The following is a 20,965-nucleotide window of genomic DNA, read 5'->3' as shown; positions in this document are numbered from 1 at the left end:
GACATGACATGACGCCCCTCGTCGCCATTGTCGGGCGGCCGAATGTCGGCAAATCGACCCTCTTCAATCGCCTCGTCGGCAAGAAGCTCGCGCTCGTCGACGATCGGCCGGGCGTGACCCGCGATCGCCGCGAGGGCGATGCGCATCTGGGCGACCTCGAATTCCGCATTCTCGACACCGCCGGCCTCGAAGAGGCGACGGAGGAATCGCTCCTCGGTCGCATGCGCGCGCAGACCGAGGCCGCGATCATGGACGCGGATGTCATCCTGTTCGTGATCGATGCCCGCGTCGGCATTCTGCCGGCCGACCGGCCGTTCGCCGAAATGGTGCGCCGGTCGGGCAAGCCCGTCATCCTCGTGGCCAACAAGGCCGAGGGCGGAGCGGGGCTCGCTGGCGCCTATGAGGCCTTCTCCCTCGGCCTTGGCGATCCCATCCCGTTTTCGGCCGAGCATGGCGAGGGCTTGTCCGACCTGTTCGAAGCCCTGATGCCGTTCTTCCCTGATCCCAACGCGGAGCCGGAGGACGACGAGGATGCGCCCGACAAGCCGCTGAAGGTCGCCATCGTCGGACGCCCGAATGCGGGTAAGTCGACCCTCATCAACCGGATGGTGGGCGAAGACCGCCTGCTCGTCGGGCCGGAAGCGGGGATCACCCGCGATTCCATCTCCCTCGACTGGAGCTGGCACGGGCGCGAGATCAAGCTGTTCGACACCGCCGGCCTGCGCAAGCGCGCCCGCGTCGAGGACAAGCTGGAAAAGCTTTCCGTCGCCGATGCCCTGCGGGCGATCCGGTTCGCCGAAGTGGTGGTGATCCTGCTCGATGCCACCATCCCGTTCGAGAAACAGGACCTGTCCATCGTCGACCTGGTGGAAACCGAGGGCCGCGCCCTCGTCATCGGCGTCAACAAGTGGGATCTCGTTGCCGACCAGCAGGGACTTCTGAAAGAGCTCAAGGAGAAGGCGACCCGGCTCCTCCCGCAAGTCAGAGGCGCGCCGATCGTACCGCTGTCGGGACTTGCCGGCACGGGCATCGACCCGCTCATGAAAGCCGTGCTGCAGGTCTATGAGACCTGGAACCGGCGCATCTCGACCGCCAAGATGAACCAGTGGCTGGCCGACGCGCTCGAGACCAATCCGCCGCCGGCAGTGTCGGGCCGTCGCATCAAGATCCGCTACATGACGCAGATCAAGGCGCGTCCGCCCCATTTCGCCATTTTCGGCAACCAGCTCGATGCTTTGCCGAAATCCTACTCGCGCTACCTCGTCAACAAGCTGCGCGAATCCTTCGATCTTCCCGGCGTGCCGATCCGGATCTCGCTCCGCATGGGCGCGAACCCGTTCGACAAGGAGAAGAAGTCGAAGTGGTAAGGCGCTGAAAGTCCCGCTTTCCCTATCGACACACTTGCAACATAATTACAGCGCCTCTTCGGGGTCGGCGATGTTTCGCCTGCTGCCCGGAGGAGTTGTCCATGAGCACCGTGTCGAAGGCCGTTGTGGCTGCAAGCCTTCTTGTTGTCGGAGGATTTACGTCCGCCTACGCGGATGCCGACAACGACCGGCAGAGAAAGTCAGGATCAGTTGTGTCGCGCCCGGTGCCCGATATCGTCCGTAACGGATCGACGACCCGTGCCCATTCGGTTCTCTGGGCCATGTTGCAGAGCCGGGTCGAGACCTGATCAGGCGGGCATCTGCGGCGTCAGCACTCTCGCCTCGCGAAAGTCCCAGATCTTGCCGGTCTCGGCCCACGAGGGCAGGGCGAGGGCAAGGATATGCGGGGCCAGATCGTCGGGCGTCTTCAGGGTCAGGGGATCCTCACCCGGCATGGCGGCGCGGCGCATGTTGGTGCGCAGCGGCCCCGGATTGACCAGCATCACCTTGAGCGGCGTGGTCACGGTCTCGGCCGCATAGGTCCGAACGAGCGCTTCGAGCGCTGCCTTGGACACGGAATAAGGCCCCCAATAGGCCGTGGCCTTGTGGGCAGCCCCGGAGGACACGAAGATCGCCCGGCCGGCATCGGACGCGCGCAGCAGAGGGTCGAGGGAGCGGATCAGGCGGTAATTGGCCGTCACGTTGATGGCCATCACCTCGTCCCAGACCGCCTGATCGATATGGGTGATGGGGGCGAGTTCACCCAGAATCCCCGCGTTGCCGAGCAGGATGTCGAGCTTGCCCCAGCGTTCGTGGATGGCCGCACCAAGGCGGTCGAGCGCCTCGAAATCCTTCATGTTGACCGGCACCAGCGTCGCGCTGGATCCTCTGGCGCGAATTTCGTCGTCGAGGGATTCCAGCGCGCCCTGCGTGCGGGCAAGCGCCACGATATGGGCGCCGGCTTCCGCAAGGGCGAGGGCAGCAGCACGGCCGATGCCGCGCGAGGCGCCGGTCACCACGGCGACGCGGTTCAGAAGGGGCTTGGTCATGGCGTTCGGAGCTTTCGAGACAGCAGCGTCAGGCTAATCGGCTTCCGCCAGCAGGGACATGCGTCGCGGCGTGGCGATCGACAGATCGGTCAGCGCGGTCGGATAATCGCCGGTGAAGCAATGATCGGTGAATTGCGGCTGATCGGCATTGCGCGAGACTTCTCCCATGGAGCGGTAAAGACCCTCGACGGACAGGAAGGCCAGCGAATCCGCGCCGATATACTGGCGCATTTCTTCAAGGTTATGGGTCGCTGCGAGCAGCTTGTCCCGCTCCGGCGTGTCGATGCCGTAGAAATCCGGGAACGTGATCGGCGGGCTCGCGATGCGGAAATGCACCTCCTTGGCTCCGGCCTCCCGCATCATGCGCACGATCTTCACTGAGGTGGTGCCGCGCACGAGGCTGTCGTCCACCAGCACGATGCGCTTGCCCTCGACGGCCGCGCGATTGGCCGAATGCTTCATCCGCACGCCGAGTTCGCGGACCGATTGCGTCGGCTGGATGAAGGTGCGGCCCACATAGTGATTGCGGATGATGCCGAGCTCATAAGGCAGGCCGGAGCTGTGCGCGAAGCCCAGCGCCGCCGGCACGCCGGAATCGGGAACGGGGATGACGACATCCGCGTCGGCGGGCGATTCGAAGGCGAGTTCACGGCCCATGTTCTTGCGCACGTCATAGACGCTGCGGCCGTTCACGATGGAATCGGGACGGGCGAAGTAGATGTACTCGAACACGCAGGGGCGGGCAGGCTGTTCGGGCGCGAAGCGATAGGATTCGATCCCCTCGTCGGAAATCACCACCACCTCGCCGTTCTCGATGTCGCGCACGAAGCGCGCGCCGATGATGTCCAGCGCACAGGTCTCGGAGGCGAGAATATAGCGCCCGTCCAGTTCGCCGAGCACCAGCGGACGGATGCCCAGCGGGTCGCGCGCGCCGATCAGCTTCTTGTTGGTCATGGCAACCAGCGAGAATGCGCCCTCGATCTGCTTGATGGCCTCGATAAAGCGGTCGATGACGCGGCGTTCGCGGCTGCGGGCGACGAGGTGGACGATGACCTCGGTGTCGGTGGTCGACTGGCAGATGGCGCCGTCGCGGATGAGATTGCGCCGAAGCGTCAGGCCGTTGGTGAGGTTGCCGTTATGGGCCACCGCAAAGCCGCCGCCGTCGAGTTCGGCAAAGAGCGGCTGGACGTTGCGCAGGATCGTCTCGCCGGTCGTCGAGTAGCGCACATGGCCAATGGCCTGGAGGCCCTCGAGACGTTCGATGACCGCACGATCGGAGAACCCGTCGCCCACGAGACCGAGCCGGCGCTCGAGGTGAAACACGTGGCCGTCGAAGGAGACGATGCCGGCGGCCTCCTGCCCGCGATGCTGGAGCGCGTGCAGACCGAGAGCGGTGATCGCTGCGGCATCCGGGTGACCGTAGATGCCAAAGACGCCGCATTCCTCACGCAGGGTATCGCCTTCGAGGTCGAGGTCGACCGCTTTGGGCTGGACCTGCGACGTTTCTGACCAAGCGGACATTTTGATTTCCCTGGGATGCGGACTCATCGGGCGGGCGAGCCCCCTATGTAGTCGGCGGAGCCCCGGCCGCCAATGCCTATTCCGGTGACTCCCCATGCGATGGGCGCAAACGGCTATCCGCGTGGCTGCAAGGGACGCGCGGCCGGAGGTGTCGCTGCCGGAGGCGTGGCCGATGCCGGCGGGGCTGCCGGGCGCGATCCCGCCGGCGGAACGGTGGTGCGCTGCGGATCGGGCTCGGCCGGCTCGGCCGGCTCCGCGTCAGGCGTCACGCCCTTTTCGCGCAGGCGCTGGAGCAGGGCCTCGGCATTCTCCGGGAGCATCCCGATGATGTTGTCGCGGGTGTTCTCCATCGCCGGTCGGGTCTTGGACGTCGCCGCCCATTCGGGATTCTTGCCCTGCAGCAGCCATCCCATGAAGGCCCAGCCGATGACGCAGATCAGAAAGCCGCGGAACGCGCCGAAGAACAGACCCATTGTCCGGTCGAGCGCGCCGATGCGCGAATCGAGGATCATGTCGGAGATCTGTACCGTGATGATCGACACCACGATGAGCGTCACCACGAACACCGCGCCGATGGAAGCGACCAGCGCGATGGTGCCGTTGTGGATGTATTGCTGGGCCATCGGCAGGATCGCCGGGTGCAGGTACCAGGCGACAGCTGCCGCAGCGACCCACGCGACGATGGCCAGAACCTCGCGGGTGAAGCCTCGCACGGCGGCCAGAAGGGCCGAGATCACAACGACGCCGAGGACAACGAGATCCAAGATAGAAAAGGGCATGAGCCAGCCTAACGCAGAAACAGGATGTAAGCCGCCTTCGCGGGTTCAAGGCGAGGCGTGTATAGCTTCAAGAATCGCATCCGTCACCCTTCCGAACGCCGGAGGGCGGGTTTTCCCCGCGGACGACTGGCGGCGATGCCGGCGACGAGATCCGTGATGTGTCCCATGGACGACGCGGCAAGCGGCATCCGTTCCTTCGCGTCGCCCCGCGGATTGGGCATCACGGCGGTGGCAAAGCCGAGTTTTGCCGCCTCCTTGAGGCGGGCGGCCGCCTGCGCAACGGGCCGAATGGCTCCCGACAGGCCGAGTTCGCCGAAATAGACCGTATCGTTGGGAAGCGCCGCCCCCGACATGGACGAGATGAGCGCGGCGGCCGCCGCAAGATCTGCAGCCGGCTCCGAAATCCGCAGGCCTCCCGCAACATTCAAATACACGTCGTGCTGTCCGAGCCGCAGCCCGCCATGGGCCTCCAGCACCGCCAGCACCATGGAGAGCCTGCTCTGGTCCCACCCGACGACAGCCCGGCGCGGGGTACCGAGCGAGGAGGGCGCTACCAGGGCCTGAATCTCGACGAGAACCGGGCGGGTGCCCTCCATTCCGGCAAACACGGCGGTGCCGGGCGTGGCAAGGTCGCGCCCGGCGAGAAACAGCTCGGACGGGTTCGTCACCTCGCGCAGGCCCTGGTCCGACATCTCGAACACGCCGATCTCATCGGTCGGCCCGAAGCGGTTCTTGACCGCGCGCATGATGCGGAAATGGTGGCCGCCATCGCCTTCGAACGACACCACCGCGTCGACCATGTGCTCCACCACCCGGGGGCCGGCGATCTGGCCGTCCTTGGTGACGTGGCCCACAAGGATGACCACCGTGCCGGTGGTCTTGGCGAAGCGGATCAGCGCCTGGGCGCTCCCGCGGACCTGGGTCACCGTGCCGGGGGCCGATTCCACGGTTTCGGTCCACATGGTCTGGATCGAGTCGATGATCGCCAATGCTGGCGGACGCCCTTGCGACAGGGTGGCGATGATGTCCTCGACATTGGTCTCCGATGCGAGTTCAACGGGCGACTGGCCGAGTCCCAGGCGCTCGGCCCGAAGTCGCACCTGGGCTACCGCCTCCTCGCCCGAAATATACGCGACCCGATGCCCCTGGTTCGCGAGCGCGGCGGAGGCCTGCGTCAGCAGGGTCGACTTCCCAATGCCCGGATCGCCGCCGATGAGGATCACGGAACCGTGCACGAAGCCGCCGCCGGTGACCCGGTCGAGTTCGCCGATGCCGGACGGCATGCGCGGCGCTTCCTTTGTCTCGCCCGACAGTCCTTCCAGCGCGAAGATCCGGCCCTTTGCGCGGGATGGCCGCGTCGCGACAGGGCCGGCCATCGGGCTCATGGCGCCGGTTTCCTCGACGATGGTGTTCCAGCCGCCGCAGGCTTCGCACTTGCCCTTCCAGCGATTGGTGACGGCGCCGCAGGCCTGGCAGGCAAAGGTCGGTTGACGTTTGGCCATCAGGGCGCCGCCTCGCGGTATTGCCGGGCATAGCGCGCGCCCAGATTGGTGAGGATCTCGTAGCCGATGGTGCCCGCGCGACGTCCCACCTCATCGATGGTGAGATCGCCACCGATCAGCGTGACGCAATCGCCCCGGGCGATTGCGCCGTCGGGCACGTCGGTGATGTCGACAATGATCAGGTCCATCGACACGTTGCCGGCGAAGGGGCAGGAATGCCCAGCCACCAGGGCCATGCCGGACAGCATCGTCTCACCGCTGGCGCCGCGCCCGCTCGCTGCCCGCGGATAACCATCCGCATAGCCGACCGACAGGGTCGCGACGCGGCGGCGATCATTGGCAACCCAGCGTCCGTTGTAACCCACCGTCTCGCCCGCTTCGATCGTTCGGATCTGGACGACGCGCACCTCGAGGCCCACGACCGGGTTCATCGGATTGTCGGCGTAGGGGGTGGGGTTCCCGCCATAGAGCGCGTAGCCGGGTCGCACGAGATCGAATTGCGGATTGTCCCGCAGGAAGATGCCGGACGAGTTCGACAGCGAGGCCGGAATGCCCGGCAGCGTCTCGCGGAGGGCCGAAAACGCCTCGACCTGGCGGGCGTTGAGCGGGTTCTCGTTCTCTTCGGCGCCGACGAAATGACTCATCAGAAGGCTCGGCGCGAAATCCGCCAGATGCGGATTGTCCTTGAGCGTCATGCCTTCCGGGATGCCGAGCCCGAGGCGGTTCATGCCGGTATCCACGTGGAGCGCTGCCGGAAGCGCTTCGGACTGAGCCCGGCAGAAGCCCGCCCATTCGTCGATCTCTCCCGAAGATCCGAGAACCGGGCGAAGGCGGTGCGCGCGATAATGAGGCGACGTGCCGGGGAACAGCCCGTTCAGCACGTAGATGGTGGCCTCGGGCGCAACCGCTCGCGCACGGATCGCCTCCGAGAGATGGGCGACGAAGAAGCTCGCGCATCCCGCGCGGGCGAGCGTCGGCACGGCCTGCTCGATGCCGATGCCGTAGGCGTTGGCCTTGACGACGGCCGCCGCCTCGGCGCCTCCGGCGGCATCGCGCAGCAAGCGCCAGTTCGCCGCCAGGGCGGCAAGATCGATGTGAAGAATGCCCCCGGCCGCGTCGTCGTCGACGGGCCCCGCGGGGTCGGGTCGTGTCGTGCTCAATCGCCCATCCGTTCGGGAAGTTTGTCTTCTTCGGCGAGGTTCGTAAACCGTGTGATGTCAGCCTGGAAGGCGAGCTGGATCGTCCCCGTCGGGCCGTGGCGCTGCTTGCCGATGATCACCTCGGCCTTGCCGTGGACCTGGTCCATTTCGGCCTGCCACTTGAAGTATTCCTCCGTGCCCGGCTTGGGCTCCTTGTTCTTGAGGTAGTATTCCTCGCGGTAGACGAACATGACCACGTCGGCGTCCTGCTCGATCGAGCCTGATTCACGCAGGTCCGAGAGCTGGGGCCGCTTGTCGTCGCGGGATTCGACCTGCCGCGAGAGCTGGGACAGGGCAATGACCGGCACCGCCAGTTCCTTGGCCAGCGCCTTCAGCCCGGTGGTGATCTCGGTCAGTTCCTGGACCCGGTTCTCGCCCTTCTTGGCCGATCCGGACAGCAGCTGGAGGTAATCCACGATCAGCACGTCGAGGCCGCGCTGGCGCTTGAGCCGCCGGGCGCGCGCGGCAAGCTGCGCGATGGAGATGCCGCCGGTCTGGTCGATGTAGAACGGGATCGACTGCATCTCGCGGGCAGCCTCGGTGATCTTGTAGAAATCGTCCTCGCGCATGTCGCCGCGGCGGATCTTGTAGGACGGCACGCCCGATTGCTCGGCGATGATGCGGGTTGCCAGCTGCTCGGCCGACATTTCCAGCGAGAAGAATCCGACGATCCCGCCATTGATGGTCTTCATGGTCCCGTCGGGCTGCTTCTCGGCCTCGTAGACCTTGGCGATGTTGAACGCGATGTTCGTCACCAGCGAGGTCTTGCCCATGGCCGGACGACCCGCGAGAATCACGAGGTCGGAAGCCTGCAGGCCGCCGAGCGTCCGGTCCATGTCGACGAGCCCGGTCGAGACGCCGGACAGCTTGCCTTCGCGCTTGTAGGCCGCCGCCGCCATGTCGATGGCGTGGGTGAGGGCCTCCGAGAAGCGCTGGAAACCGCCATCGTAGCGCCCCGTCTCGGCCAGTTCGTAGAGCCGCCTTTCGGCCTCCTCGATCTGGTCGCGGGGCGAGGTCTCCACCGGTGCGTCATAGGCGACGTTGACCAGATCCTCGCCGATGCCGATGAGGTTGCGGCGGATCGCCAGATCGTAGACCGTCCGGCCGTAATCCTCCGCGTTGATGACCGTCGTCGCCTCGGCGGCAAGGCGCGCGAGATATTGCGAGACGGTGACGCCGCCGAGATCCTGGTCGCCCAGGAAGGTTTTCATGGTGATCGGGGTGGCAACCTTGCCCGCCTTGATGAGGCTGGTCCCGACCTCATAGATCCGCCGGTGCAGGTCCTCGAAGAAGTGGCCCGCCTCAAGGAAATCAGACACGCGATAATACGCGTCGTTGTTCACCAGAATGGCGCCGAGAAGAGCCTGCTCGGCATCGATGTTGCTCGGCGACGCCCGGTATTCCGGGACGGCGGCATCGATGCGGGCGATCAGGGCATTGGCGCTGGCCATCAGGTGCTCCGGTACGAGGGAAGGGGACGTGCGGACGGTAAAGGCGAACCTGTCGACTCACCAAGGCCCGTCGTCTTTAGGTGAGTTTCGCACGGCCGGAGATGACCCTATGGCCACAGCGTCCGACTTCATCGTCATCCGCGCGTTTTTTACGCGTTGTCCTCATTACCCACACGCGAGCGCCCCGGGTGGATGAAGTGCTTGACTCGAACCGTTCGCAAACACCCAGCCAACTTCTCTGACGAATCGTCTTGGCTGCAAAATAGAACATAAAGAGAACGCTTGCAAGTGTCGGAACCGCTGCGGAAAGGGCGAACAAGCGCCGTTCGTTTCTTCAAGTCACAAAAAAAGCCGCCCCGGGCCGTGCCGGGGCGGCTTCTGGTCGCGCGAGAGGCGCGGGTCTTACATTTCGACGTCGCCGGCTTCCGCCAGTGCTGCGCCGACTTCCAGGCCGAGATCGTCGAGGTTCATTTCCTCGCGGGTCGACACGGCTTCGCCGCGGGCCTGACGCTCGGCCTCTTCAGGGCTGCGGGCGATGTTGATGGTCACGTGCACTTCCACTTCCGGATGCAGCGAAACCGGCACCGTGTGCAGGCCGAGGGTCTTGATCGGGGCGTTGATGGCGATTTGGTTGCGATCGACCGAGACGCCCTGGGCCGAGATGGTCTCGGCGAGGTCGCGGGTCGAGACCGAACCGTAGAGCACGCCGGTTTCGCCGGCCTGGCGGATGATGGTGAAGCTCTGACCGTCGAGGGTCTCGCCGACGCCTTCAGCTTCCTTGCGGCGCTCGAGGTTGCGGGCCTCAAGCTGGGCGCGCTGCTTTTCGAAATGCTCGGTGTTCGCCTTGGTGGCGCGCAGCGCCTTGCCGCGGGCGAGCAGGAAGTTGCGCGCGTAGCCGTCGCGCACTTTCACTTTTTCGCCCATCTGGCCGAGTTTGGCGACGCGTTCGAGAAGGATGACGTCCATGGGTATCTCCTGTGTTTGGTCTTAGGCAGACAATGGGGGTTGCGGAAGGGTCGGACCCGCGCCGGTCGACCGGCGGAATCCGAAGAGGGTATCGGCAAGGCCGAAAAGGGACAGGGCGATCATCAGGATGCCCTGGGTCAGAAACAGCAGCACGTAGACGCCCGTGAGGATCATCGGGCGAAAGGCCCTGCCCCGGGAGCGGTTGTGAATGATAGCGAGTCCCTGCAGGGCGAAGGCGGTCAGCAGCGCGCCGGCAAGCGCGATGCCCAGCACGCCGATGAAGCTGGTCGTCATCAGGAAAGCCAGCACGCCGCCGGCGACAAGCAGGCCGACGGTGGCTCTCGGCATCCGCAACTGCGAAATATCCGGCCAGGACCGCGGCAGCCGCTTGGAGATCGAGACGATCTTGCCGGCCGTGTACAGATAGACCGTCAGGACGAGGGTGAAGCCCTGCGCCGACAGGAATGGAGTCGCGCGCGCGATCCAGTCGACGACGCCTTCACGCGTCTCGGCGTCGATCCCGCCTGCGCCACCCTGTGGAAACTGGAGGTTCACGAAGGCCTGCGAGACCGACCGGGCATTCTGGTGGAAGGTGGCATAATCGCCGCCGGTCGAAATGATCCCGGCTGACACGATGGTGACGGTCGCGGTTCCCGCGATCCACGCCAGCAGCCGGCCGACCGGATACCATTCGATGGTGCCGTCCTTGCCCGGTCGCCCGAGCAGGGCGAGGTAGGACAGCCACCAGGCTGGAAGGGCCGTGACCACCACGAACCCCACGCCGCTGAGGGGAGAGATAAACATCGCAATGGCGAGCCCGCCGACCGCCGCAGCCACGAGCCCGGCGCGGTGATTCCAACCGAGCGAGACGATCAGGACGGGAATGGGTGCCAGCAGATACAGGACGGCGGCCAGCGGCGTGGCCTTGATGACCACCGCTGTCAGAAGGGCCGAGACGAGGCCCGCGCCAATGCCTGTGAGAATGAAATTCATGGTCTCGCTGTCCCGCTGCTTTACGCAGGGTTAGGGGCTTCGCCCCAACTGTCCCGGAGGGTTCGCACCGCCGGGCGACGTGGAGGAACGGGCCGCGCGAAGGCGGCCCGTCCGAAGGTTATTAGCGGATCACGTAGGGCAGGAGGCCCAGGAAGCGGGCGCGCTTGATCGCCTGAGCGAGCTCGCGCTGCTTCTTGGCCGACACGGCCGTGATGCGCGAAGGAACGATCTTGCCACGCTCGGAAATGTAGCGCGACAGGAGCTTGGTGTCCTTGTAGTCGATCTTCGGTGCGCCTTCGCCCGAGAAGGGGCAAGTCTTACGCCGACGGAAGAAAGGACGACGTCCGCCGCCACCGCCACCGCCGCCGCCACCGCCGCCGCCACCGCCACCGCTGCTACCACCAGTACCGAATGCCATGATTATGCCTCCTCGCCTGGGCCGGATTCGAATCCGCCGCCATCGCGGTCACGCCGTTCGCGGTCCTTGCGATCGTCGCGGTCACGCTTCTGCATCATCACCGACTGCTCGGCGTCGAGTTCTTCGACGCGGATGGTCAGGAAGCGGAGAATGTCTTCGCTGATGCTCATCTGGCGCTCCATCTCGGCGACCGCCGGGGCGGGAGCGTCGATGTTGAAGAGCGTGAAGTGAGCCTTGCGGTTCTTGCGGATCCGGTAGGCGAGGGACTTGACGCCCCACATCTCGGTCTTGTCGACCTTGCCGCCGTTCTGCTCGATAATCGACTTGTAGGTGTCGACCATCGCCTCGACCTGCTGGGACGTAACGTCCTGGCGAGCCATAAAGATATGCTCATAGAGAGGCATATGGGGCCTTTCTCAGGTTTGAGTTCAAGCCCGACACGGCTCGAGAAGAAGCGTGAAGCGGGCCGGTTCGATCGCGATTCGTTCGGCGCCAAGCCCTTCGAGCCTGCAAGGCCCGAGCGGTTGTCGAAGGCGGAGACACGGGACGACGGAACCGACAAGTTCCTGCATGGCAAGCCATGCCGTCCGTTTAGCCCCCGGCCGGAGCGAACGCGAAGTGGGCCTATAGCGCCGATGGTCCCGGAAGGCAAGGACTTCGCAACGGTTCAAGGTCGCACGCGGGAGACTGCTTGGCCGCATTCTTCACAGTCGACCGTCCGTCATCTTCACAGATGCGGCAATCGCCGCAACAGGGCTTGGGCAACAGGATCGGGTGGGATAGAAAATCCAGATGAAAGCTCCTCCGATCCGCCTCGGCGTGAACATCGATCATGTGGCCACGGTGCGAAACGCCCGTGGCGGGCCCTATCCCGATCCTATCCGCGCGGCTCACCTTGCTGTTTTGGCCGGTGCGGATGGCATCACGGCGCATCTGCGGGAGGACCGACGGCATATTCGCGACCTCGACATGGAGCGGCTGAAGCGGCAGCTCTTCGTTCCCTTGAACTTCGAGATGGCGGCGACCTCCGAGATGATCGGGCTCGCCCTAGCACTGAGACCCCACGCGGCCTGCCTCGTGCCGGAGAAGCGCGAGGAGCGCACGACGGAGGGCGGCCTCGACATCATCGGCGGCCACGATCATCTGCGTCCGGCAATCCGGGAACTCGCCGGCAGCGGAATTCGGGTCTCGCTGTTCGTCGAGCCTGACATTGCCGTCATGGAGGCGGCCCGCGCCCTCGAGGCGGCCGTTGTCGAGCTCCACACCGGAACCTATTGCGAGGCTGTGGCGGAGGGCGATCCTGACCGCGAGGCTCACGAGCTCGCGCGGTTGCGGAACGCTGCCGCGCATGGGGCGCGCCTCGGTCTCGAGATCCATGCCGGCCACGGGCTCAATTTCGACACGGCCCGGACTGTGTCGGCAATCGCGGAAATCGCGGAGCTCAATATCGGACATTTTCTCATCGGCGAGGCGATCTTCCTCGGCCTGGACGAAGCCGTCAAAGCCATGCGCGCCACCATGGACGAAGGCCGCGCGCGGGCCTTTCGATGATCGTGGGGATCGGCTCGGACCTCTGCGACATCAGGCGGATCGAACGCTCGCTCGAGCGGTTCGGCGAACGCTTCACCCATCGCATCTTCACCGAGATCGAGCGGGCGCGAAGCGACCGGCGCGCCGCCCGCGCGCCCTCATACGCCCGCCGCTTCGCCGCCAAGGAGGCCTGCGCCAAGGCGCTTGGCACCGGGTTGAGCCACGGGGTGTTCTGGCGGGACATGGAAATCGTCAATCTGCCCTCGGGGCGGCCGACCTTCCGGCTGTTCGGCGGTGCCCTGAGACGTCTCGAAGCCCTGACTCCGGAGGGCCATGAGGCCGTCATTCACGTTTCGCTGACCGACGATCCTCCCACGGCGCAGGCCTTCGTGATCATCGAGGCTCTTCCCTTATCGTCTCAACCGGGACGATAAAGGTGATCCGTCGCGTTGCAGCCCGCTGCGCCTTGGGCTAGACCCCGGCCGACTGGTCGGCGTGGAGCTTCGCCGCGCATCTCTCAAGCATGGACGACACCGTGAGCGAAAACGCCAAGAAATACGTCGGCGACAGCGTCAAAAAGGACGAGGGGGGACTGTGGGAGACCGTCAAGGTCATCATCCAGGCCCTGCTGATCGCCGTCCTCGTCCGGACGATCCTGTTCCAGCCCTTCAACATTCCGTCCGGATCCCTGATCCCGACCCTGCTGATCGGCGACTATCTGTTCGTGTCCAAATATTCGTACGGCTATTCGAAATACTCGATTCCGTTCGGGCCGCCGCTTTTCAACGGCCGGATCTTCGGGTCGCAGCCCAAGCGCGGCGACATCGTCGTGTTCAAGCTGCCCAAGGACAATTCGACCGATTACATCAAGCGCGTGATCGGGCTGCCCGGCGACAAGATCCAGGTGATCGGGGGCTTGCTGCACATCAACGGCAAGCCCGTGCAGCGGGAGCGGGTCGAGGATTACAAGACCACCGATCTCTACGGCCGGACTGTTTCGGTGCCCATGTACAAGGAGACGTTCCCCGAGGGGACCTCCCACTTCGTCATCGAGCGCGACGGCGACCGGGGCTACTGGGACAACACCGAAGTCTACACGGTCAAGCCGGACCACTTTTTCATGATGGGCGACAACCGCGACAATTCCACGGATTCCCGGGACGATGCGAATGTCGGCGAGGTGCCGTTCGAGAACCTCGTCGGCCGGGCGGAGATCATTTTCTTCTCCATCGACGAAAATTCCTCCCTGTGGCGCCCGTGGGAATGGCCCACGCATATCCGGTGGGACCGGATGTTCGAGCGGATCCGCTGAGACGTGGCCCGCCGCGCGCCCAGTCCTGAAATCCTGATCGAGCGGCTTGGATACCGATTCAAGAACGCGGAGCTGCTGACGGAGGCCCTGACCCATGTCAGCGCGCCGAATGGAAACGGCAAGAGCTATCAGCGCCTGGAGTTTCTCGGGGACCGGGTGCTGGGCCTTGCGATTTCAGAACTCCTGTTCGAAAGCTTTCCGACCGCCCCCGAGGGCGAGCTCTCCCGTCGTCTGGCCGAACTCGTGCGCCGCGAGAGCTGCGCCGAAACGGCGCTGGCATGGGATGTGGGACCGCACTTACGGATCGGCGCCGGCGAGGCGCAGTCCGGCGAGCGCCGCAACCCCGCCATCCTGGCCGACGTCTGCGAGTCGATCATCGGGGCGGTGTTTCTCGATGGCGGTTATGATGTCGCCAAGGCCCTGATCGGGCGGGCCTTCGTCGACAAGCTGACGGCGCCGCAACGGGCCATGCGCGACCCGAAGAGCGCGTTGCAGGAATGGGCGCAGGGGCGCGGATTGCCGACACCGGTCTATGGCGTCGTCGAACAAACCGGGCCGGACCACGCCCCGAAATTCCGGGTTGTGGTGAGAGTCAAAGATGCCGAGAGCGAGTTCGGGCTCGGCGCGTCGAAACGCATCGCCGAACAAGCGGCAGCACGGCGTCTTCTCCTTCGGGAAGGCGTGTGGACGGAGGAAACCCATGGCGACACCTGAGCATACCAAGACAAAGGCCGGGTTCGTGGCGTTGATCGGGGCTCCGAATGCCGGAAAATCGACCCTCCTCAATGCGCTGGTCGGATCAAAGGTCTCCATCGTCTCGCGCAAGGTCCAGACGACCCGCGTCCTGGTGCGCGGCATTGCCATCGAGGGCACGGCGCAGATTATTTTCGTGGACACGCCTGGCATCTTCAAACCCAAGCGCCGCCTCGACCGCGCGATGGTGACATCGGCCTGGGGCGGGGCCAGCGACGCTGACGTCGTGGCGCTCCTGCTCGATGCCCGCAAGGGCATCGACGAGGAGGCCGAGGCCATTCTGGAAAAGCTGCCGGAGGTGAAGCGGCCCAAGATCCTGATCCTCAACAAGATCGATCTCATCGAGCGCTCGCGCCTTCTGGCACTGGCGGCCGCCGTCAACGAGAAGGTGCCATTCACCGATACCTTCATGATCTCGGCCCTCAAAGGCGACGGTCTTGCGAAGCTCAAGACTCATCTGGCGGAACTGATGCCGGAGGGCCACTGGCTCTATCCGGAAGACCAGATCTCGGATGCGCCGTTGCGGATGCTGGCGGCCGAAATTACGCGCGAAAAGATCTACGAGCGGCTGCACGAGGAATTGCCTTACCAATCCACTGTCGAAACCGACCAGTGGCAACAGCGGCCGGATGGCTCGATCCGTATCGAGCAGACGGTCTTCGTCGAGCGCGACAGCCAGCGCAAGATCGTGCTGGGCAAGGGCGGTCAGACCATCAAGGCGATCGGCCAGTCGGCCCGCAAGGAAATCGCGGAAATCGCCGAGGCGCCCGTTCACCTGTTCCTGTTCGTCAAGGTCCGCGAAAACTGGGGCGACGACCCCGAGCGTTATCGCGAGATGGGGCTGGAGTTCCCGCGCGGCGGGTAGTCCAGCCCTATTTCGTCGTTAGCGGGCGTTGCTGCCCTGCAGCAGGGGCGTGATCCGACGGAGGGTCGCGCGCCGGTTCTGACGCTCCGCAGCCGTGGTATTCACCTTCAGATACTGCTCGCCGTAGCCCTGCGTGGTGAGGTTCTCGGCGGGGATCCCGAACCGCTGCGTCAGCACCGTCGCAACTGTCTCGGCCCGACGATCCGACAGGCTGAGATTGTCCTCATCCGACCCCACGGCATCAGTATGGCCCTCCACGAGAAAGATCTCGTTCGGGTTCTGGGACAGGGTCCGCTTGATGGCCTCCGCGATCCCCGTCATGGCGCCGACCTGCTCTTCCGGCAGATTCCACGAGCCGAAATCGAACGTGATCGTGTCGAGATCGACCCGACGCATGCGATCGCGGAGCGGCTGGCTCTGACGCACCTCGTCGAGGGTATAGGCGCGGTCGAGACGCTGGACCGGGGGCGCCTCAAAGGCCTCGTAAAGCTCCTCCTGCGACGCATCCTCCACATCGACGATGTACTGCTCCCGCGGAATGCTGATCACCGGCGGGGGCAGGCGCAGGACATCCTGCACGAAGTACCCCCGATCCGGCCGATTGCCGCGCCGGTTGTCGATGAGCACCACCTCGCGACCGCCTTCCCGGCGGATGCGCCTGACGAGGTTGCCGTTCTGGTCGACCACGGTGACGATCTCACTCCCATCCGGACGGCGGATGACGGTGAAATTATTGCCGTCGCGGCGCTCGACCCGCACGTCCGCATCGCCATAGGTGCGGCGGAAGCGTTCGGATTCGTCGTGGCGGATGATCATGCGGTCGCCCTGGCGAACGATGGTGCGGTTGCCCGGTTCCTCGATGATGATGCGACGACCGCCATCTTCCGTGCGCTGCCGACGGTCACCGCGCAGATCCTCCATCCGCCTGTCGGCGAAATCGGGTGGCGGCAGGAGCCGCCCGTCAGGGCCGCGTGCCGCATTCGGCTGCATTGCAGGGGCAGGGCCACGCATGGACGGAGGCGGAGCGCCCGGACCGTCCGGCGGAGCCATCAGGCGGCCATCCGGCCCGCGAACGGCGCCGGGCGGAATGGGCGGGACGCCCGGCTGTCCGCGATCACGCGGTGGGCGCATGGAGGGCGACGGAGCCCCGGGAGCGTCCATCTGGGAGGGACGCGGCGCGGGCGGAGCGGCGCTGGGCGGGGGCGGAGGATTGCCGGGGATGGGCGCGGCCTGGGGCGGTGCGACATCGCGTGGCGCATCAGGCTGCCTCTGGCGATTTGGCTCAGGCACAATCTGCGCGGGAGGCGAGGGCGGTGCGACGGCCGGGGGCGGCGGAGGCGCAGTCCCACGGTCCGGCTGAACCGGGCGGGGAGGCTGGCCTGGGACCGGCGGTTGAGGCCGCTCCTGCGCCTGCGGCGGGCGGGCTGCGGGGCGCTCGGGTTGATCGGCGTTGGGAGCCGGTCGGGGCGGTTGGGCCGCAGGGTTCGGGGCTGTCGCCGGAGGGGCTACGGGGCGCTCGGCCGGCGGTGACTGATCGCGGGGCCTCTGCGGCGCGTCGGCGCCACCGCGAGGGGCGTCGCGCTCAGGGCGCTGTATGTCCTGCGGAGCGTTGGGCGCGCCCCTGGGGCCGTCACGGCCGGGACGCTGCATCTCCTGGCCGTCTGCGCCAGGACGTCGTTCGCCGGGCGCGCCCTGCCGCGGTCCGTCGCGACGACGGGGGCCATCTGCATTCGGCTGCGCGTCGTCGGCAGGCTGTGCTGCCGGCGGTGGTGGCGGCGCTTGAGCGACCACGAGGGGGAGGCCCGCAACGGGCGTTGGCTGCGCTGTCACATGCGGCGCGAAAAGCATCAAGGGAAGGGCGGTGGAGGCAAAAAGCAGATATGAATGTTTCATCGGTCCAGTTCGTGACGTGGTGAACATGAACCCCGACAATCCGAACGCCGTTGAATGGTTCCTCAAACGACGCCCAGAAGCTCGTGCGTTGGACGAATAACTTATCGTATGGCATTGATCTAAATAGAAAACTTACACCCTCCTGAGACGCATCTTGGCAGCCTGACATCCATGGAATTTAATGCAGTGGCGTGACGAAGGCGTCGTGATCGGCGTGCGCAAGCACGGCGAGTCGAGCGTGATTCTCGAGTTGATGACCCGCGAGCACGGCCGGCATCTGGGACTCGTCCATGGCGGCCGCTCCAAGCGCCAGCAGCCGGTCCTCCAGCCCGGCAACATCGTCGACGCCACCTGGAGCGCGCGGCTGGACGAGCATCTCGGGACCTTTCGAATCGAGGGGATGACGTTACGGGCGGGGGAGTTCATGGCCTCGCCCATGGCGCTGTTCGGCCTGGCGACACTCGCGCATCTCCTTCGGCAACTTCCCGAGCGGGATCCACACCGCGATCTCTACGAGTCCTTGACGGGTCTCCTCGCCAACCTCACGGACCCGGACCTCGCGCCCCCGCTCTTCGTCATGTTCGAACTCTCCATTCTGGCCGAGTTCGGCTTCGGGCTGGACCTGTCCGCCTGCGCGGCGACGGGCCAGCGCCACGACCTCGTCTATGTGTCGCCAAAAAGCGGCTCGGCCGTCAGCGCCGATGCCGGCGCGCCGTTCCGGGACCGGCTTCTGCGGCTGCCCCGGTTCCTCGTCGGCCAAAGCCGGGACAATCGCCCCGCGCCGGACGATCTGCGCGACGGGTTTGCACTCACGGGGTACTTTCTCCAGCGCCACGTTTTCGAGCCGCTGGGTGCCAGCGCTCCCGCTGAACGGCAGCGGTTCGTGGCTCTCGCCACCGTGGAAACGGGGGACGCGGCCTGACACGCACCGATACTGGTTTGCGCCCGCTCCGTTCTTGCGGCATCAAGCGCCGCGATCGGATGGCGACAAAGGGGACGAACCCCTCTAGGTTTCCGTTCTGTTCTTTTTCCGGCCCGGTGATTCGGGTCGCGCGATGTCCGGCGAGGTAGTGTCATGGGTAAGGTGGTTACTCCACCCACAGGCGGCGAGATCGAGAATATCAATCTCAAGGACGCACTCGAGGAGCGCTATCTCGCCTATGCATTGTCGACGATCATGCACCGGGCCCTGCCGGATGCGCGGGACGGGCTGAAACCCGTTCACCGCCGCATTCTGCACGCCATGCGGCTGTTGCGGCTCGATCCGAAATCCGCGCCGAAGAAATGCGCCCGCGTCGTCGGTGACGTCATGGGCCAGTATCATCCCCACGGCGACCAATCGATCTACGATGCCCTCGTCCGCATGGCGCAGGATTTCGCCCAGCGCTATCCCCTCGTCGAAGGCCAGGGCAATTTCGGCAATATCGACGGCGATAACGCGGCCGCCATGCGCTACACCGAGGCGCGCCTGACCGAAGTCGCCCGCCTGCTGCTGGAGGGGATCGACGAGGACGCGGTCGATTTCCGCGAAACCTACGACCAGACCAACGAAGAGCCGATCGTGCTGCCGGCGGCCTTCCCGAACCTGCTGGCCAACGGCTCGCAGGGGATCGCGGTGGGCATGGCCACATCCATCCCGCCCCACAACGCCTACGAGCTGTGCGACGCAGCCCTGCACATGATCAAGGAGCCGGGCGCGACCTGCGACGACCTCGCGGCTTTCATCCCGGGACCTGATCTCCCGACCGGGGGGATCATCGTCGACACGCCGGCCTCCATCGCCGAGACCTATCGCACCGGGCGCGGTTCGTTCCGGGTGAGGGCGCGCTGGGAGAAGGAAGATACCGGGCGCGGCACCTGGAACATCGTCATCACCGAGATCCCCTACTCAGTCCCGAAGTCGCGGCTGATCGAGAAGATCGCGGAGCTTCTGCAGGACAAGAAACTGCCGCTTCTGGCGGATGTGCGGGACGAATCGGCCGAGGATATCCGCGTGGTGCTCGAGCCCCGCTCGCGCACCGTGGACCCGATCATCCTGATGGAATCGCTCTTCCGCCTGACCGAGCTCGAGAGCCGCATTCCCATGAACGTCAACGTTCTGGCGGGCGGCAAGGTGCCTAAGGTTCTGAGCCTGGTGGAGTGCCTGCGCGAATGGCTCGACCACCGGCGCGAGGTGCTGATCCGGCGCTCCACGTTCCGGCTTGCCGCCATCGACAGGCGGCTTGAGATTTTGGGCGGGTTGCTGATCGTCTATCTGGATCTCGACCGGGTGATCAAAATCATCCGCGAGGAGGACGAGCCGAAAGTCGAGTTGATGCGCTTCTTCGCGCTCTCCGAATTGCAGGCGAACGCCATCCTCGACACCCGCCTGCGCTCCTTGCGCCGGCTGGAGGAAATGGAGCTCAAGACCGAGCAGGCCAAATTGCAGGGCGAGAAGGCTTCGATCGAGGAGTTGATCGGCTCGGACAAGCTGCAATGGAAGACGGTGGCGGGCGAAATCCGCGACGTGCGCAAGGCCTTCGGGCCCGACACGGCGCTGGGCAAGCGCCGGACGAGCTTTGCCGAAATCCCCGACACCTCGGAGATCGACTTCGCCGAGGCGATGGTCGAACGGGAGCCCATCACCGTGATCGTTTCCGAGAAGGGCTGGATCCGGGCGATGAAAGGCCATGTGGCGGACCTGTCGGCGGTCCAGTTCAAGGGCGACGACAAGCTGCGGACGTCGTTTTTCACCGAGACCACCGCCAAGATCGTGGTCGTTGCCACGGATGGTCGCTTCTACACCATCGAGGCCGCAAAACTGCCGGGCGGACGGGGCTTCGGCGACCCGATCCGGCTGATGGCCGATCTCGACGAGGGCGCGGCGATCATCGCCACGTTCCCGTACAAGCCGGGCGGAAAGCTTCTCATCGCAGGGTCGGACGGGCGCGGCTTCGTTGTCCCGACGGATGACGTCACGGCCAATACCCGCAAGGGCAAGCAGATCCTGAATCTGGATGCCGGGGCGAAGGCTGTGATCTGCGCGGAGGCGAAGGGCGACCATGTGGCGGTCATCGGCGAGAACCGGAAACTCGTGGTGTTTCCGCTCACGCAGGTGCCCGAGATGACGCGAGGCAAAGGGGTGCGGCTGCAGCGCTACAAAGACGGCGGCATCTCGGACGCCAAGGTCTTTGCGCTTGCCGACGGGCTCACCTGGAAGGACACGGCCGGCCGCACCTGGACGGTGGGGAAGGACGACCTGCGCGACTGGATCGGCAACCGGGCCGAAGCCGGCCGCCTGCCACCCAAGGGGTTCCCGAAGAGCAACACGTTCGGCTAAGCCTGCGGCATCCGCCGGGCGGCAGGGCGAGGCCGGGCTACGTGTCCC

At 65.5% G+C, this 20,965-nt stretch carries 20 protein-coding genes; 9 read left to right on the top strand and 11 right to left on the bottom strand.

Going from position 1 to position 20,965, the window contains the following annotated elements; genetic code table 11:
• The first annotated feature begins 8 nt into the window (after window positions 1-8).
• Both der and J4G32_RS01110 read left to right on the top strand, forming a co-directional pair.
• Complete coding sequence (gene der, locus J4G32_RS01115; RefSeq protein WP_210483188.1) at window positions 9-1,367, top strand: ribosome biogenesis GTPase Der; 1,359 nt, start codon at window positions 9-11, stop codon at window positions 1,365-1,367.
• Between the two features lie 101 nt (window positions 1,368-1,468).
• Window positions 1,469-1,675 (top strand): hypothetical protein, encoded by a 207-nt coding sequence (locus J4G32_RS01110; RefSeq protein WP_210483186.1) that lies wholly within the window; start codon window positions 1,469-1,471, stop codon window positions 1,673-1,675.
• Here J4G32_RS01110 and J4G32_RS01105 read toward each other — a convergent pair whose 3' ends face one another.
• The 10 genes from J4G32_RS01105 to rpsF all read right to left on the bottom strand — a co-directional run bounded on the left by J4G32_RS01105 (window position 1,676) and on the right by rpsF (window position 11,649).
• A complete protein-coding gene (locus J4G32_RS01105; RefSeq protein WP_210483184.1) occupies window positions 1,676-2,416 on the bottom strand; it encodes an SDR family NAD(P)-dependent oxidoreductase in 741 nt (246 codons plus the stop codon). It lies immediately after the preceding gene.
• A gap of 33 nt (window positions 2,417-2,449) precedes the next feature.
• Window positions 2,450-3,937: an amidophosphoribosyltransferase gene (gene purF / locus J4G32_RS01100; RefSeq protein WP_210483182.1), complete on the bottom strand. Its 1,488-nt coding sequence runs from the start codon at window positions 3,935-3,937 to the stop codon at window positions 2,450-2,452.
• Between the two features lie 113 nt (window positions 3,938-4,050).
• Window positions 4,051-4,716 (bottom strand): CvpA family protein, encoded by a 666-nt coding sequence (locus J4G32_RS01095; protein ID WP_210483180.1) that lies wholly within the window; start codon window positions 4,714-4,716, stop codon window positions 4,051-4,053.
• An 83-nt stretch (window positions 4,717-4,799) separates the two neighbouring features.
• Window positions 4,800-6,218, bottom strand: a complete 1,419-nt coding sequence (gene radA, locus J4G32_RS01090) for a DNA repair protein RadA (RefSeq protein ID WP_210483178.1) — start codon at window positions 6,216-6,218, stop codon at window positions 4,800-4,802.
• Complete coding sequence (gene alr, locus J4G32_RS01085) at window positions 6,218-7,378, bottom strand: alanine racemase (protein ID WP_210483170.1); 1,161 nt, start codon at window positions 7,376-7,378, stop codon at window positions 6,218-6,220. The genes radA and alr overlap by 1 nt, the downstream gene beginning before the upstream one ends.
• Entirely contained in the window at window positions 7,375-8,868 is a 1,494-nt protein-coding gene (locus J4G32_RS01080) for a replicative DNA helicase (RefSeq protein ID WP_210483168.1), read from the bottom strand. The genes alr and J4G32_RS01080 overlap by 4 nt, the downstream gene beginning before the upstream one ends.
• 402 nt (window positions 8,869-9,270) lie before the next feature.
• A complete protein-coding gene (rplI, locus tag J4G32_RS01075) occupies window positions 9,271-9,834 on the bottom strand; it encodes a 50S ribosomal protein L9 (protein WP_210483166.1) in 564 nt (187 codons plus the stop codon).
• A 21-nt stretch (window positions 9,835-9,855) separates the two neighbouring features.
• Window positions 9,856-10,827: a DUF2232 domain-containing protein gene (locus J4G32_RS01070; RefSeq protein ID WP_210483164.1), complete on the bottom strand. Its 972-nt coding sequence runs from the start codon at window positions 10,825-10,827 to the stop codon at window positions 9,856-9,858.
• A 121-nt stretch (window positions 10,828-10,948) separates the two neighbouring features.
• Window positions 10,949-11,245, bottom strand: a complete 297-nt coding sequence (gene rpsR / locus J4G32_RS01065) for a 30S ribosomal protein S18 (protein ID WP_210483162.1) — start codon at window positions 11,243-11,245, stop codon at window positions 10,949-10,951.
• Between the two features lie 2 nt (window positions 11,246-11,247).
• Complete coding sequence (gene rpsF, locus J4G32_RS01060; protein ID WP_210483160.1) at window positions 11,248-11,649, bottom strand: 30S ribosomal protein S6; 402 nt, start codon at window positions 11,647-11,649, stop codon at window positions 11,248-11,250.
• Window positions 11,650-12,037: 388 nt separating this feature from the next.
• On the opposite strand from rpsF, the gene J4G32_RS01055 reads away from it, so the two are divergent.
• The 5 genes from J4G32_RS01055 (at window position 12,038) to era (ending at window position 15,705) form a co-directional block, all read left to right on the top strand.
• Entirely contained in the window at window positions 12,038-12,796 is a 759-nt protein-coding gene (locus tag J4G32_RS01055) for a pyridoxine 5'-phosphate synthase (protein WP_210483158.1), read from the top strand.
• Window positions 12,793-13,209 carry a holo-ACP synthase gene (gene acpS / locus J4G32_RS01050; RefSeq protein ID WP_210483156.1) on the top strand — a complete coding sequence of 139 codons (417 nt, stop codon included), beginning with the start codon at window positions 12,793-12,795 and terminating at the stop codon, window positions 13,207-13,209. The genes J4G32_RS01055 and acpS overlap by 4 nt, the downstream gene beginning before the upstream one ends.
• Window positions 13,210-13,298: 89 nt before the next feature.
• On the top strand, window positions 13,299-14,087 hold the full coding sequence (lepB, locus tag J4G32_RS01045; protein ID WP_210483154.1) for a signal peptidase I: 789 nt from the start codon (window positions 13,299-13,301) through the stop codon (window positions 14,085-14,087).
• 3 nt (window positions 14,088-14,090) lie between these two features.
• The gene (gene rnc / locus J4G32_RS01040; RefSeq protein WP_210483152.1) at window positions 14,091-14,801 is read left to right on the top strand and encodes a ribonuclease III; all 711 of its coding nucleotides are present in this window, start codon (window positions 14,091-14,093) and stop codon (window positions 14,799-14,801) included.
• Window positions 14,788-15,705 (top strand): GTPase Era, encoded by a 918-nt coding sequence (gene era, locus J4G32_RS01035; protein ID WP_210483150.1) that lies wholly within the window; start codon window positions 14,788-14,790, stop codon window positions 15,703-15,705. Before rnc ends, era begins: the two co-directional genes overlap by 14 nt.
• A gap of 18 nt (window positions 15,706-15,723) precedes the next feature.
• Here the strand turns inward: era and J4G32_RS21600 are convergent, their stop codons facing one another.
• Window positions 15,724-16,836 carry an OmpA family protein gene (locus J4G32_RS21600; protein WP_246504717.1) on the bottom strand — a complete coding sequence of 371 codons (1,113 nt, stop codon included), beginning with the start codon at window positions 16,834-16,836 and terminating at the stop codon, window positions 15,724-15,726.
• A gap of 943 nt (window positions 16,837-17,779) precedes the next feature.
• Between J4G32_RS21600 and recO the strand changes: the two genes are divergently transcribed.
• Both recO and parC read left to right on the top strand, forming a co-directional pair.
• Complete coding sequence (gene recO / locus J4G32_RS01025; protein WP_210483140.1) at window positions 17,780-18,520, top strand: DNA repair protein RecO; 741 nt, start codon at window positions 17,780-17,782, stop codon at window positions 18,518-18,520.
• A 153-nt stretch (window positions 18,521-18,673) separates the two neighbouring features.
• A complete protein-coding gene (parC, locus tag J4G32_RS01020; RefSeq protein ID WP_210483138.1) occupies window positions 18,674-20,917 on the top strand; it encodes a DNA topoisomerase IV subunit A in 2,244 nt (747 codons plus the stop codon).
• Window positions 20,918-20,965 lie beyond the last annotated feature (48 nt).

Source organism: Microvirga antarctica, from assembly GCF_017921815.1.
Lineage (GTDB): Bacteria > Pseudomonadota > Alphaproteobacteria > Rhizobiales > Beijerinckiaceae > Microvirga > Microvirga antarctica.
This window is presented reverse-complemented; position numbering and strand designations above follow the sequence as displayed.